The organism is Ruegeria sp. HKCCA4812 (assembly GCF_013034245.1).
In the GTDB taxonomy this organism is placed as follows: domain Bacteria; phylum Pseudomonadota; class Alphaproteobacteria; order Rhodobacterales; family Rhodobacteraceae; genus Ruegeria.
Genome location: NZ_WQFQ01000005.1, coordinates 22,881 through 36,691, shown reverse-complemented (window position 1 = coordinate 36,691; position 13,811 = coordinate 22,881). Strand labels below are relative to the sequence as shown.

Sequence of the window (13,811 nt, the reverse complement as noted above, 5' to 3'; positions counted from 1 at the left end):
CACATGTCTGAACTTGCAATCGACCGCGAAATCGACCGCTCCAAGATGCAGGTGAGCGACGAGGTCGCCATTGAAATCAACAGCATGAACAAGTGGTACGGGTCCTTCCACGTGCTGCGCGACATCAATCTGACCGTCAATCAGGGCGAGCGGATCGTAATTGCGGGACCTTCGGGGTCGGGCAAATCCACCCTGATCCGCTGTCTGAACGCGCTGGAAGAACACCAGCAAGGCAAGATCGTGGTGGACGGGATCGAGCTGTCGAATGACCTGAAGAACATCGACAAGATTCGCTCCGAGGTCGGAATGGTGTTCCAGCACTTCAACCTGTTCCCGCACCTGACCATTCTGGAAAACTGTACGCTGGCCCCAATCTGGGTGCGCAAGACGCCCAAGAAAGAGGCTGAAGAGCGTGCAATGCACTTCCTGGAAAAGGTGAAAATCCCCGAGCAGGCTGACAAGTTTCCCGGTCAGCTTTCTGGCGGTCAACAGCAGCGTGTGGCGATCGCCCGCTCGCTCTGCATGATGCCACGGATCATGTTGTTCGATGAACCGACATCGGCGCTGGACCCCGAGATGATCAAAGAGGTGCTCGACACCATGATCGAACTGGCCGAGGAAGGCATGACCATGCTTTGCGTGACGCATGAGATGGGTTTTGCCCGTCAGGTCGCCAACCGCGTGATCTTCATGGATGCCGGTCAGATCGTGGAACAGAACGAACCCGAAGAGTTTTTCAACAACCCGCAAAGCGAGCGGACCAAACTGTTCCTGAGCCAGATTCTGGGTCACTGACCTGCACAAAGGCTGAAAGAATTAAGGCGGGGTATTGCCCCGCCTTTTTTTATTCGATCAACTCACGCGGTATGGTGAACCCCAGCACCGTCCCGGTTTGCCATCGGACCTCGGCCCAGCTGTTTAAGTCGAACGACATGACGGTTGTTGCACAGGTTGGATAATCGAAAAAGCGTGTATGATTTGGCGGTTGTCGCACCAGACGGTTGGCAAAATCGGCGATCCCGGGATTGTGGCCCAGCATCAATACCGCCGGTTCCGTAGCACCTGAAAGCTCTCGCAGCATGACCTTTGAATCAGCGTGGTAGAGCGCGCTGTGAAAGCTGACTTTATCGGCCTGCAAACCCATGCGATCCCATGTCTCGCGGGTGCGAGTTGATGTAGAGCTTAGGACTTCATCCGGCAACCAACCGTGGTGACGCAACCAAGCAGCGATGGCCGGGGCTGACTTTCGTCCACGCTTGTTCAGCGGGCGGTCATGATCGCCAAGACCCGGGCTATCCCAGCTGGATTTCGCATGACGTGTCAGGATCAGAATTCGGGTCATGACCGATGAAAGGCTTTCATGTGATGGGCCGATTGTTCCGGGTCGCGTCCTGCGCCCGCGCTCAGAGGGCAGGCTAGGCGGGCCAGACACCCGCCCGCCATACAGGTTTGACCTTCAGCGGTGCCCAGATGGTCGTGGCATGCAGCGACGTCATAGAACTCCTGCGCTTTCAGCGCGCTGACCGGGCAGGTCGTCGTGCAAGGCGCGGCACAGCTTTCGCAAGGCGACACGCCGGAAGTGGCCGGGATGGCGAACTCTTCGGCAAAATGCAGTGCGCCCCGATAGGAAATCATCATCCCAACGGTATCATGCACCAATGCCCCGACCGGGCTGCTGAACGTCCGCCCTGATTTGAGCGCCCAGTCGATGAATGGCGTGTACGGGGGGCCGCCGAACGGAAAATACGCCTGTGCGCCCAGCCTTTCGGCCATCTGACCGACGACCCTTTTCGACCATCGGTCAACGGGGTCGTCCTGGTGCCATTCCGGTGAGGCCTTTAATACGGGCCAGAATTCCGGCCCGGCCCCCAACAGGATCAGCGTACCGGTTTCGAGGTCTTTGGCTGCAACGTGGCGAGGATGCAGCGCGCCCATGACCAACAATCCAGCATCACGGCCGGCGTTTTCAACCTGTTCATAAGGCGTCGCGTCAGGATCAGAGGAAGGCTGTGCAAGATGTGTCATGTCTCCTCCTCCTCTCTTGCGGGGATCAGTCCGGGCGTATCAGCGACCCGGCCCCATGTTCGGTGAACAGCTCCAGCAGCACGGCATTGGGTGCGCGCCCATCAAGTATGACGACAGCCCGAACGCCGCTGTGCAGGGCGTCCAGTGCGGTTTCTGTCTTGGGTATCATACCGCCTGCAATGGTGCCTTCGCGGGTCATTTCCCTTATCTGACCGGCCTTGAGTTCGGTCACGACATCGCCCGCCGCGTTCTTGACACCGGAAACATCCGTCAGCAGCAACAGACGGTCTGCCTTGAGCGAAGAAGCGATTGCTCCGGCTGCCGTGTCACCATTGACGTTGAATGTTTCACCGTCGCGGCCTGCACCAAGCGGGGCGATGACCGGGATTACGTCATGTGAAAACAGATCATGCAGGATCTTCGGATTCATCTCGGCAGGGGTGCCGACAAAGCCCAGCGACGCATCCGTTTGATCGCAGACCATCAGGCCTGCGTCCTTGCCGGACAGGCCCACGGCTGATCCGCCCTGATCATTGATCGCCTGTACGATGCGCTTGTTCACGAGTCCGGACAGAACCATTTCGACCACTTCAACCGTGGCCTTGTCGGTCACTCGCTTGCCGTTCACGAATTCGGATTGAATGTCCAACTTGCCCAGCATTGCATTGATCATCGGACCACCGCCGTGGACGACCACCGGGTTCACACCCACCTGGCGCATCAGAACCACGTCCCGGGCAAAGCTTTCCATCGCCTCGTCGCTGCCCATGGCGTGTCCGCCAAGTTTGATGACGACGATGGCTCCATCATAGCGCTGCAGATAGGGCAGGGCGCTGTTGAGTGTGGCTGCGGTGGCGATCCAGTCCCGGTTCATATCTCGTGTCTTCATAGCTAAAGTCCTTCTGGAAAACCGTGTTAGGACCTTTGCCCCACGCTGCCAAGGGCGAAGCTATTCCAGATGCGCAATGATGGACCGCAGGGTCGCGATGCCATCACCCTTTTCGGAAGAGGTAAGTACAATTTCCGGAAAAGCCGCGGGATGTTTGGACAACGCGGCCCGGGTTTGCTCCAGCACCTTCTCGCGATCCTTGGTTTTGACCTTGTCTGCCTTGGTCAGAACGCATTGAAATGTCACGGCGCTGGTGTCCAGCAACTTCATGATTTCGTCATCGACCGGTTTTACCCCGTGGCGCGAGTCGATCAGGACAAAGGCGCGGCGCAGTGTCTGGCGCCCGCTGAGATATTGTTTCAGCAGCTTCTGCCACTTCTCGACCACTTTCACCGGGGCGTTTGCGTAGCCATAGCCCGGCAGGTCCACGAGATAGAGTTCAGGGCCTTGGGTGAAAAAGTTGATCTCTTGCGTGCGGCCAGGCGTGTTGGATGCGCGGGCCAGACCCTTCGTGCCGGTCAAGGCATTGATCAGGCTGGATTTGCCCACGTTCGAACGCCCCGCAAAACAGACTTCCAACCGGTCAGGGGCGGGAAGGCCATTCATGGCGACAACGCCTTTGACGAACTCGGACGGGCCTGCAAACAGTTTGCGGCCTCGCTCCTGGGCGAATTCATCCGGGTCTTCGGCCAGGGGGAAGGGAAGCGCGGTCATAGCAGCTGCACCTCATCGTTGACGCGGATTTCGCCACCCTGGACTACCTCGGCGTAAACGCCGAAATCCTGATGGTCCCAACTGTTCAGGGCGCGCAGGGTGTCTGCGTCCCTCTCACCGGTTTCGGGATTGGCGGTGGTGGCCATACATCGCGTGATCCGCTCGCGGACGCGAAGCACGGCCTCGCCAATGCGCACGTCACGACCCAGCCAGTCAAACTCATCCCACAACGGCAGACCTTCGAACCAGATATTGCCGCGCCATCGAACAATGGACAGAGTCCGGTCCAGTTTCTGTTCGACTGCGCGATGCGATGCCATGTTGCACAGGCTGATCGATGGAAAGTCGCTGTCCGTCATACCGCGCCCCGGAACCCGAACGATCCGGGCAGATGCGGCCCGGTCCGCCGGCATAAGTGGCTTTACCCAGTCCAGAAAAGCCTCTTGTTCGGTGTCCGGCGCAAAACCGAGATCCGGTCGCTGCGGGTGGCGCAATGTAACCCGGTCGCCCTGCAATTCGGCCGAAATGGCCATCAACTGAGGCGCTTTTGAACCGCGGCTGAAATTGAAACAGGGTGCCCATTCCGAACCATCGGTTTTGGCGGCCTCATGAGCGACCGCCCAAACGCGATCCCCGGGCATGGTCTGCCCGGGGATGAGTGTGACTTGGCTCAGGGCTTCTCGCCCATGGCTTTTGATCGGGTGGCGCCAAAGGCTTGAGACCGTTCTGCTCATTTGTTGTCCGTTTTTGGCGTCCGCTTGAAACCGGACTTTATGTTTCCGAATACATCCGGCTTATAGCCCTGGCTGCGCATGATCAGATATTGCTGTGTGAACGTGATAGTGTTGTTCGCGATCCAGTACACGACCAGACCACTGGCGAAACCACCCAGCATGAACATGAAGACCCAAGGCATCCAGGCAAAGATCATGGCCTGCGTCGGATCGGTTGGCGCCGGGTTCAGTTTCTGCTGCAACCACATCGAAATACCCAGCAGCAGCGGCAGAATACCGATGAAGATCAGCGCCATCAGGCTTTCGGGTGCAGGTGCGGCCCAAGGCAGCAAGCCGAAGAAGTTGAAGATCGACGTCGGATCCGGCGCGCTCAGGTCCTGAAACGGGCCGAACCATGGGGCCTGACGCAGTTCGATCGTCACGAAAATCACCTTGTACAGCGAGAAGAAGATCGGAATCTGCAACAGAATTGGCAAGCAGCCTGCGGCAGGGTTCACCTTTTCCTTTTTGTACAGCTCCATCATACCCTGCTGCATTTTCTGGCGATCATCGCCTGCGGCTACTTTCAGGGCTTCCATTTGCGGCTGCAATTCCTTCATCTTCGCCATCGAGACGTAGGACTTGAAGGCAAGCGGGAACAGGATGGCCTTGATGATCAGCGTCAGGCCGATGATAGACCAGCCCATGTTTCCAATCAGGGCATTGATGTTGTGCAGCAGCCAGAAGATCGGCTTGGTCAGGAAGTAGAACCAACCCCAGTCGATGCTGTCGATGAACTTCTGAACACCTTCTACCTGATACTCACGGATGGTTTCCCATTCCTTGGCACCGGCGAACAGTCTGGTCGTGACCTCTTCCGTCGTACCGGGCGCGACTGTCAGCGTCGGCAGAACCGTTTCCGTTTGATAGATTTTGCGACGTGAATCGTATTTGGCAGCGGCCTTGAACGCTGCACCCTCGGCCGGGATCAGGGTGGTCATCCAGTAGTGATCCGTGAACCCGATCCAGCCGCCTTCTTTGACCTGATAGACCTCGGCCTGTGCGCGTTCATTGGGGTCGATATCGAAATCGCGCACATCGCCATAGTCGATCTCATCCAGAACGCCGTCAGACATGACCATGACGCCTTCGTGAAGAATGAAGAAGTTCTTCAGGCCCGGCAGATCACCGTCTTCGCCTACACCGTGGCGAGCCAGAATGCCGTAGGGGGCCATGCCGACCTCAGCATCCGTGGTGTTCTCGACCGACTGGGTGACCGAGAACATATAGTCTTCATCAACGGCAATGGTGCGGCGGAAGGTGAGGCCGTTTCCATTGTCCCAGGCCAGCGTGATCGGAGTGTCAACACCCAGAGTTTCGCCCTGCTCAAGCGTCCAAAGAGTGTTCGGGCCCGGAACGTCCGTGACCGACAGGCCCGCGCCGGGGGCCCAGCCATAAAGCGCATAATAGGCCGAGTCACTTCCAACTGGGGACAGAAGTTCGACGATCGGAGAATCCTCGGCCAGTGAAACCTTGTAATCCTTCAGAGACAGCTCATCAATTCGGCCACCGGCAAGCGACAGGCTGCCCGTCAGGCGGGGCGTGTCGATGCTGACGCGGGGCGCCTCTGGTTCGGCTTCGGCTTCAGTGGCGCTTGCAGTTGCTTCGCCGACCGTACCGGTATCAGCGGCGCTGGGCGTCTGAACCTCATTCCCTTCGATGCTGGCGATTTCAGCCTGTTCCGTGGTTGGTGTGGGTTCCGGCGGGGGGAACAGCACGAACCAGACCAGGATCACGAGAAAGCTGAGCGCGGTTGCGAGGATGAGATTCTTGTTCTGATCGTCCATCTGGGACAGCCACCTTGAGCAGTGAAAGACACCCGCAGGGTTCAACAGAGTGCAGGCCCAAAGGTCAAGCGGAATCGCTCGTCATTTCGTCACGGATTGGTCTTCTGTGGCGCAGTTTCCGGTTCTTCAGCCGGTTTGCCGCCCGATTTTGGGCATTCCGTCGATCTTGTTGCAATGAGACGTGATCCAGCCCTTGGTTTTTTCGAAAGGCATGGGCTTGCCGATGCCAAACCCCTGAACGTGGTCACATCCCAATTGCGCCATCAAGGCGTGTTCCCCGGGCGTTTCAACACCTTCAGCAAGCGTTTCCAGACTCAGCCGTTCTGCCATGGTCAGAATTGCGCTGGCCAACTGCTGCTGGCTTGGGTCCTGGTCCGCCTTTGTCACGAAAGAGCGGTCGATTTTGATCCGGGACACATTGAACCGCTTGATTGACGCGATCGAGGCATGCCCTGTGCCGAAATCGTCCAGATCGATACAGCACCCCATCGCGGCCAAGCCCGTGACATTGCGGGTGATTACGTCATCCGGCCCTCTGGAAAACACGGTCTCCAATACTTCGACCGCCAATCTGTCCGGGGTCAGATCGCATTGATCCAATTCCCATTTCAGGCGGTCGATCAGCCCCGGGTCACGCAATTCGTCCGACGAAAAGTTGATGCCGATGCGTGGTACGGTCAGACCGGCGCGATCCCATTCGCGCATTGCGCAAAAGGCGTGATGCCGCATCGCCTGCCCCAGTTTGCCCATCAACTCCGCCTGTTCGGCAAAGGGCAGAAAGACATTGGGACCCAGCACTCCTTTTTTCGGGTGTTCCCAGCGGGCCAGAGCCTCGAACCCGGACACGCGCCCGGTATCCGTCGAGATCTGCGGTTGAAACCATGGACGAATTTCACCGCTTTCCAGCGCCGCATCAAATTCCTTGCGCAGATTGGTTCTGACCTGAGCCCGGCGACGTGTTTCGGACGAAAAGGCACGAATCGTCGACGGCCCGTTTTGCTGTGCTTCTTGCAGCGCGTTGTTTGCAGCGTTGCACCAATCCGTCGCGGTGCCGTCGGGGACATTGCTGCTGAGGCAGAAACCGATGGAGCAGGACATGTAAACTCCGGTTCCGTTCAGCATGATGGGGTCTTCGACTGCGGATTGTATTCGTCCCGACATCTGTATGCAGGTTTCCAGATCAAGCTGTTGCGCCGGGTGCAGAACAACCATCATCTTGTTTCCATCGATCCGGGTCGCGGAGTCACTGGCGCGGATCATGGACATGACACGAGAGCAGAATTGCTGTGCCACATGGTTTGCTGCTGCTTGGCCATGCAGTTCAAGTATTTGCATATAGTCGTCCAGGATCACAGCGAAACAGGCCGACGTTTCACCGCTGCGGCGACTATCCGAGAGCACCTCTGCCAGAACGGTTTCGATCTGGTCATTCGGCAGCAGGCCACCTTGTTGCCGTTTCCTGTCTGCCTGGTTGGGGGCCATTGCGCCTATACCGGCAATCATCAGGGGCAAGCCCAGGGCCACCGCGACCAAAGCGCGTTCACCGCCAAGCCAGAACGCCCCCAGGCTTGTTGCCGGAACAAAGGCAAGAACGGCTGGGCCGTATGCCACGTTTCTCAAAGCTTCAAAAATACGGTCGACGAAAGGATGATTCCGCATCGGGTCCTGACCTTGGGCATGAATGGTATGCCGAGCCTAGGAAACCAGTCTGAGTCAGTCGTTAACGCAGAAGCGGTATTTCTTCCAAATTTTCCGCTTTTTCGTCGGAGTTTACGGAAAGATTAACAAAATCAAAGAGTTTCGCATCCAGAAGGTGCGACGGGCGTGCATTTGTTAGCGCGCGGAACATAACCTGACGCCGACCCGGACTGTTCGATTCCCATTGATCGAGAATCTGTTTGACCTGCTGCCGTTGCAACCCATCCTGACTGCCGCACAAATCGCAGGGGATGATCGGATATTGCATGGCCTTGGCAAATTTCTCGCAGTCGGCTTCGGCGACGTGGGCAAGCGGGCGAAAAACAAAAAGATCTCCCTCTTCATTCACCAGTTTCGGTGGCATGGTGGCCAGACGGCCTCCGTGGAAGAGGTTCATGAAAAACGTTTCGAGAATATCGTCGCGGTGGTGGCCCAGCACGACGGCGGAACAGCCTTCTTCCCGGGCAATGCGATACAGGTTGCCGCGGCGCAGTCGCGAGCACAGGGCGCAATATGTTCGGCCCTGCGGGACCTTGTCCATCACAACAGAGTATGTGTCCTGATACTCGATCCTGTGTGGCACACCCATGCGGTCCAGAAACTCTGGCAGGACCGTTGCCGGAAATCCGGGTTGCCCCTGATCCAGATTGCAAGCCAGAAGATCGACAGGCAGCAATCCGCGCCATTTGAGTTCGTAGAGGACGGCCAGCAGCGTATAACTGTCCTTGCCGCCCGACAGGCAGACAAGCCAACGCGGCGGTGTGCCGTCCTTGTCATGGGCGGACGGGTCAACCATCCCGTATTGTTCGATCGCTTCGCGGGTCTGGCGCACGATGCGTTTGCGCAGTTTCTTGAACTCGGTGGTCGAGGGCGCGCCGGCAAAGAGCGGGTGGATATCGTCTGCATCATCAAACATGCGCTGCCCCTACAGCAGATGGCGCAACCGGGCAAGTGGCGGGTCAGCCAAGCCGCGCCAGCAGGGCGCCGGTATCCAACCCGGCTACTGCTCCGGGAATGCGGCCGCTGTCACCGGAAAGACGTGTGGCAACAAAGCCATCAGCCACAGCGCCGGGCGCATGGCGCAGCAATTGCGAGGCCGTCAGCAGCAGTGCCGTGCGTTCAGCGTACCAGCGCGCTTCGGCCTCGGGCGGCAGACCGGGCCAGCGGCTGCGATGCGCGGTCAGTGCTGCGTCATAATTTCTGTCTGCGCCTGTCACCGTATCCAACTCGGCCTCCAGAACCTCGGCAGCCAGCGGCTCACGGGCCAGAGTGCGCAGGATATCGAGGCAGATCACGTTGCCTGACCCCTCCCAGATGCTGTTCAGGGGCGCTTCACGATAGATCAGGGGCAAGGGCGTGTCTTCGACATACCCCATGCCGCCCAGCACTTCCATCGCTTCGACGACGACGACCGGGCAGCGCTTGTTGTTCAGGAACTTGGCCAATGCGACGCTGATCCGGGCAAAGGCCTTGTCTTCGGGCGTTTGACCGTCAAATGCCTGCGCCACACGCATTCCCAGAGTCACTGCGCCTTCCCAGTCCAGAACAAGGTCGGACAGGACCGCTTGCATCAGCGGTTGATCAATCAATCGGCGCTGAAATGCGCTGCGGTGTTCCACCCAATGATGCGCTGCGCTGAGCGCGGCACGCATCAGCCCGGCCGGTGCCATGGCTGTATCAAGCCGCGTGTGGTGCACCATTTCCAGTATGGTGCGTATGCCCGCGCCTTCTTCGCCCAACTGATAGGCCAGCGCGTCATGATACTCGATTTCCGAAGATGCGTTGGATTTGTTGCCCAGCTTGTCCTTCAGACGCATCAGGTGGATCGCATTGCGTTCGCCCTCGAGCCAGCGGGGCACCAGAAAACAGGTCAACCCGCCGGGCGCCTGTGCCAGTGTCAGGAACCCATCCGACATTGGCGCGGAACAGAACCACTTGTGCCCGCGCAAGCGCCAGTGATCCCCGTCGCGGGTCGCAATGGTCGTATTGGCGCGTATGTCCGAACCGCCCTGTTTCTCGGTCATCGCCATCCCTAGCGTCGCGCTGGTCTTTTGACCGATCGGTTCCTTCGAAGGATCATAGTGGCGGGCCATGAGTTTTGGCTGCCAGAGCGAGGCAATGTGTTCATTGGCGGCCAGTGCAGGGATTGCTGCATAGGTCATGGTCATCGGGCAGCAATGCCCGGGTTCGACCTGTCCGGCCAAATAGACCATCGCCGCATGGGTCGCGTGCCCTCCGGGCTGTCTATCCCAGGCCAGTGCGGCATAGCCCGCCGATTGGCTGATCTGCATCATCTGATGATAGGCCGGGTGAAAGCGCACCTCGTCCAGGCGTCTGCCGCCGGGATCGAACAGCCGCAGTTCTGGCGGATGCCGGTTGGCTTCCCGACCCAGTTCCCGCGTTTCTTCGGTTCCGAGTGTTTTGCCATATGCCACCAGTTCCAAAGCGCGCGCGCCCGCTGTCTTTGCTGCGTCTTGCAGGACCGGATCGGACAGCCAAAGATCGATGCCGCCGCGCGCGGGCGGTTGGTTCAGGACATCGTGGGTTGGCAGGGTGTCGCGCGCTGGGGATTTCATTGGGACCTCGGGTTGTGCTGGTCCAACTGTTCAGGCGCGGCACTAGCCGGTCAAGTCTGACGAGGGGTCAGGACGAAGGGTCGTTATGCTTGTCGTCAGGTACCGGATCGTATCCGTCGCCGCCCCAAGGGTGGCAACGGCAGATCCGATGAGCGGCCAGGTAGGATCCTTTGACCGCCCCGTGTTTCTCCAGCGCCTCAAGCGCATAGGCTGAACACGTGGGTTGGTAGCGACAGTTGAAACCGACCCATGGGCTGAAGATCAGCCGATACGCCCGAACAGGCAGGGCGACGATATGGGACAGGAAGGTCATTCTTCGGCCGCATGCACCTTGCGGAGCGCATAGCGCAGGTCGTCCAACAGTGCGTCATAGGGGCGGTTGGCGGTAACTTCGGCGCGGCCGATCAGAACGTAATCCCACCCGTCGCGGCCGGCTTCGGGCAATACGGCCCGCGCGGCTTCGCGCAGACGGCGCTTGGCGCGGTTGCGGGCCACGGCATTGCCCACTTTTTTCGAGCAGGTGAACCCCACGCGAATCCCGACGCCCTCGCCGGGCGCGCGCTTGCGGGCCTGAACCATCATCGAAGACGTGCCTTGTCGGCGGGCACGCGCCGCTTTCAGAAAGTCGGACCGTTTCTTGAGAACGGTCAGAGGTGCAGATGCACAAACGGACGCCGCCGGGGGCTTGTTCCCGGGGTGGTTCCTACCAACCTCAGGGGCCTCCGGCGGCGTCATGTTCATAACCTGATCGGTGAGCGGTTTACGCGCTCAGCGATTTGCGGCCGCGTGCGCGGCGTGCATTCAGGATCTTGCGGCCGGCCTTAGTGGCCATGCGCGCGCGGAAACCGTGGCGGCGTTTGCGAACCAGGTTCGAAGGCTGATAGGTGCGTTTCATCGCTCCGTCTCCAATCTATGCGGTCGGGTGCGGCGCGGATTCGCCTGCCCGTGGTGTTCGAAGCCCGTCCTCTACTGCCAAGCGGGGGGTAAGTCAAACCCCAACGGCCAGGTTTTCGCAGCTTTTGCAACAATTCTGTAACCGGCAACGGCAAAAGGTTTCAAAATACCCGTTTATCGCCGAAATCCCTCACATTCGGTGCCACACAGATCAAGGCCCCGTGATCCCCCTGTTGCAGGCCGGTCAGTCAGCGCATCTTGGGCATAAGATGAAGCACAAAGAACCGGAAAATCTGATGTCCGACACAAGCCAGGCGCCGCGCAATGGTTTCGCGCGCCACATTCCGTTGCTTGTAATCCTGAGCGTTGCCGTTGTCGGCTTTTTCACACTTGGGGATTACCTGACTTTCGAGACCTTGCGGGACAATCGCGAGGCGCTTCTGGCGTGGCGGGACGGTCACTATTGGGTCATGGCAGCCGCTTTTGTCGCCATTTATATCGTCATAGTGGCCTTTTCACTGCCCGGTGCCGCGGTGGCTTCGATGACGGGGGGTTTTCTTTTCGGTCTTTTTGCGGGAACCGTTTTCAATGTCGTGTCCGCCACCATCGGTGCGTCGGCGATCTTTCTGGCGGCGCGCTGGGGCTTGGGCGAAGCCCTGACGTCGCGCCTGGAATCATCAGAAGGCACGGTCAGGAAACTGAAGGACGGTCTGCGGGAAAACGAAATCTCGGTGTTGTTTCTGCTGCGACTGGTGCCGGTCGTGCCGTTCTTTGTTGCCAATCTCGTGCCGGCTTTGGTCGGTGTGAAGTTCCGCAATTTTCTTTTGACGACCGCGCTGGGCATCATCCCCGGAGGTATCGTGTACACGTGGATCGGGGTCGGTTTGGGCGGTGTATTCGACCGTGGGGAAACGCCTGATGTTTCGTTGCTGTGGGAACCGTTCGTGATCGGGCCGATTACAGGGTTGTGCGTATTGGCCGCCTTGCCCATCGTTTTCAAAGCACTGCGCGCGAAAAGAGGCACCTGAACCATGAAAGAGTTGAAAACCGATCTCCTGGTCATTGGCGCCGGGTCCGGAGGATTGTCCGTCGCTGCGGGCGCCAGCCAGATGGGCGCGGATGTTGTCCTGCTGGAAGGGCACAAGATGGGTGGGGATTGCCTGAATTTCGGCTGTGTCCCGTCGAAGGCGCTGATCGCAAGTGGCAAAGCGGCCCACGCTCAGGCGCATTCCGTTCGTTTTGGCGTCGCTGATACAATCCCTCAGGTCGACTACGCCGCAGTAAAGGATCATGTTCATGATGTGATCGCGCAGATCGAACCGATGGACAGTCAGCAGCGGTTCGAAGCCTTCGGCGTGAAGGTCATCCGCGAATACGGCACGTTCATATCCCCTGAAAAGGTGCAGGCCGGGGATCATGTCATCTGTGCACGTCGCATCGTCATCGCGACCGGTTCATCACCGCTGGTGCCGCCGATTCCGGGGTTGGACACGGTGCCCTATTATACGAACGAAACCATCTTTGACTTGAGAGAGCGGCCAGATCACCTGCTGATCATCGGGGGCGGACCGATCGGGATGGAGATGGCGCAGGCCCATATACGCCTCGGCAGCAAGGTGACGGTCGTCGAAGGGCTCAAAGCCTTGGGCAAAGACGATCCCGAGGCTGCCTCCGTGGTGCTGGATACCCTGCGCAGTGAAGGCGTGGACATCCGGGAAAACGCCATGATCGCGCAGGTGCGCGGAACAGAGGGCGCTGTGGAGGTCGTTGCCGAAAACGGTGAAACTCACCGGGGCTCTCATCTTTTGATCGCCGTCGGTCGCAAAGCCAATATCGAGCGTCTGAATCTGGAGGCAGCCGGAATTGAACGCACGAGAACCGGCATCATGACGGATGACGCGCTGCGCACGACCAATCGCCGCGTCTATGCGATCGGAGATGTGGCCGGTGGCCTGCAATTCACCCATGTTGCAGGGTATCATGCAGGTGTCATCATTCGTTCGGCCCTGTTCGGTCTGCCGTCCAGGGCGAAAACGGAACATATTCCTTGGGCCACCTATACGGACCCGGAGCTGGCCCAGATCGGACTGACCGAAGCTCAGGCCCGCGAGGTGCATGGTAAAAAGCTCGAAATCGCCCGCTTTGACTATCTCCACAATGACCGGGCGATTGCCGAGCGCAAAACCAAAGGCTTCGTCAAGGTCATGGTCGTGAAAGGCCGACCCGTCGGCGCCACAATCGTCGGGCATCAGGCGGGTGAGTTGATCAACTTGTGGTCGTTGGCTTTGGCCAATAACCTGAAGATGGGGCAGATCGCTGCCATGGTTTCACCCTATCCGACGATCGGAGAGCTTAACAAACGTGTGGCGGGTGCTTATTTCTCGCCAAGGCTGTTTGAGAATCAGACAGTTAAACGAGTGGTCAGGTTCGTCCTGCGCTGGATTCCCTGACCTGA

The 13,811-nt window shown here is 58.8% G+C and carries 15 protein-coding genes; 3 read left to right on the top strand and 12 right to left on the bottom strand.

The features are described 5' to 3' along the window. Positions 1-3 precede the first annotated feature (3 nt). On the top strand, positions 4-795 hold the full coding sequence (locus GOW04_RS14700; RefSeq protein WP_152456919.1) for an amino acid ABC transporter ATP-binding protein: 792 nt from the start codon (positions 4-6) through the stop codon (positions 793-795). A 49-nt stretch (positions 796-844) separates the two neighbouring features. Here GOW04_RS14700 and GOW04_RS14695 read toward each other — a convergent pair whose 3' ends face one another. The 12 genes from GOW04_RS14695 to rpmH form a co-directional block, all read right to left on the bottom strand. Further along, positions 845-1,342, bottom strand: coding sequence for a histidine phosphatase family protein (locus GOW04_RS14695; RefSeq protein WP_171119633.1), 498 nt, complete (start codon positions 1,340-1,342; stop codon positions 845-847). Beyond that, complete coding sequence (locus tag GOW04_RS14690; RefSeq protein ID WP_171233055.1) at positions 1,339-2,025, bottom strand: ferredoxin; 687 nt, start codon at positions 2,023-2,025, stop codon at positions 1,339-1,341. The genes GOW04_RS14695 and GOW04_RS14690 overlap by 4 nt, the downstream gene beginning before the upstream one ends. A gap of 25 nt (positions 2,026-2,050) precedes the next feature. After that, positions 2,051-2,914, bottom strand: a complete 864-nt coding sequence (gene argB / locus GOW04_RS14685; protein WP_171119631.1) for an acetylglutamate kinase — start codon at positions 2,912-2,914, stop codon at positions 2,051-2,053. 60 nt (positions 2,915-2,974) lie between these two features. Next, entirely contained in the window at positions 2,975-3,628 is a 654-nt protein-coding gene (gene yihA, locus GOW04_RS14680; RefSeq protein WP_171233054.1) for a ribosome biogenesis GTP-binding protein YihA/YsxC, read from the bottom strand. Further along, entirely contained in the window at positions 3,625-4,362 is a 738-nt protein-coding gene (locus GOW04_RS14675) for an MOSC domain-containing protein (protein WP_171233053.1), read from the bottom strand. Before GOW04_RS14675 ends, yihA begins: the two co-directional genes overlap by 4 nt. After that, a complete protein-coding gene (gene yidC / locus GOW04_RS14670) occupies positions 4,359-6,188 on the bottom strand; it encodes a membrane protein insertase YidC (RefSeq protein WP_171233052.1) in 1,830 nt (609 codons plus the stop codon). Before yidC ends, GOW04_RS14675 begins: the two co-directional genes overlap by 4 nt. Positions 6,189-6,314: 126 nt before the next feature. Further along, a complete protein-coding gene (locus GOW04_RS14665; RefSeq protein WP_171233051.1) occupies positions 6,315-7,847 on the bottom strand; it encodes a bifunctional diguanylate cyclase/phosphodiesterase in 1,533 nt (510 codons plus the stop codon). 61 nt (positions 7,848-7,908) lie between these two features. Beyond that, entirely contained in the window at positions 7,909-8,802 is an 894-nt protein-coding gene (gene ttcA, locus GOW04_RS14660) for a tRNA 2-thiocytidine(32) synthetase TtcA (RefSeq protein WP_171233050.1), read from the bottom strand. A gap of 43 nt (positions 8,803-8,845) precedes the next feature. After that, the gene (locus GOW04_RS14655; protein WP_171233049.1) at positions 8,846-10,462 is read right to left on the bottom strand and encodes an acyl-CoA dehydrogenase family protein; all 1,617 of its coding nucleotides are present in this window, start codon (positions 10,460-10,462) and stop codon (positions 8,846-8,848) included. Positions 10,463-10,529: 67 nt separating this feature from the next. Beyond that, complete coding sequence (gene yidD, locus GOW04_RS14650) at positions 10,530-10,775, bottom strand: membrane protein insertion efficiency factor YidD (protein ID WP_152456928.1); 246 nt, start codon at positions 10,773-10,775, stop codon at positions 10,530-10,532. Continuing rightward, positions 10,772-11,197 (bottom strand): ribonuclease P protein component, encoded by a 426-nt coding sequence (rnpA, locus tag GOW04_RS14645; RefSeq protein ID WP_152456929.1) that lies wholly within the window; start codon positions 11,195-11,197, stop codon positions 10,772-10,774. Before rnpA ends, yidD begins: the two co-directional genes overlap by 4 nt. A 25-nt stretch (positions 11,198-11,222) precedes the next feature. Further along, positions 11,223-11,357, bottom strand: coding sequence for a 50S ribosomal protein L34 (gene rpmH / locus GOW04_RS14640; protein ID WP_005980833.1), 135 nt, complete (start codon positions 11,355-11,357; stop codon positions 11,223-11,225). Positions 11,358-11,652: 295 nt separating this feature from the next. Here rpmH and GOW04_RS14635 point away from each other — a divergent pair, with 295 nt between their 5' ends. Together GOW04_RS14635 and GOW04_RS14630 are read left to right on the top strand one after the other, a co-directional pair. Beyond that, on the top strand, positions 11,653-12,384 hold the full coding sequence (locus tag GOW04_RS14635; protein ID WP_171233048.1) for a TVP38/TMEM64 family protein: 732 nt from the start codon (positions 11,653-11,655) through the stop codon (positions 12,382-12,384). Between the two features lie 3 nt (positions 12,385-12,387). Beyond that, positions 12,388-13,806, top strand: a complete 1,419-nt coding sequence (locus GOW04_RS14630; RefSeq protein WP_171233047.1) for an NAD(P)/FAD-dependent oxidoreductase — start codon at positions 12,388-12,390, stop codon at positions 13,804-13,806. Positions 13,807-13,811 lie beyond the last annotated feature (5 nt).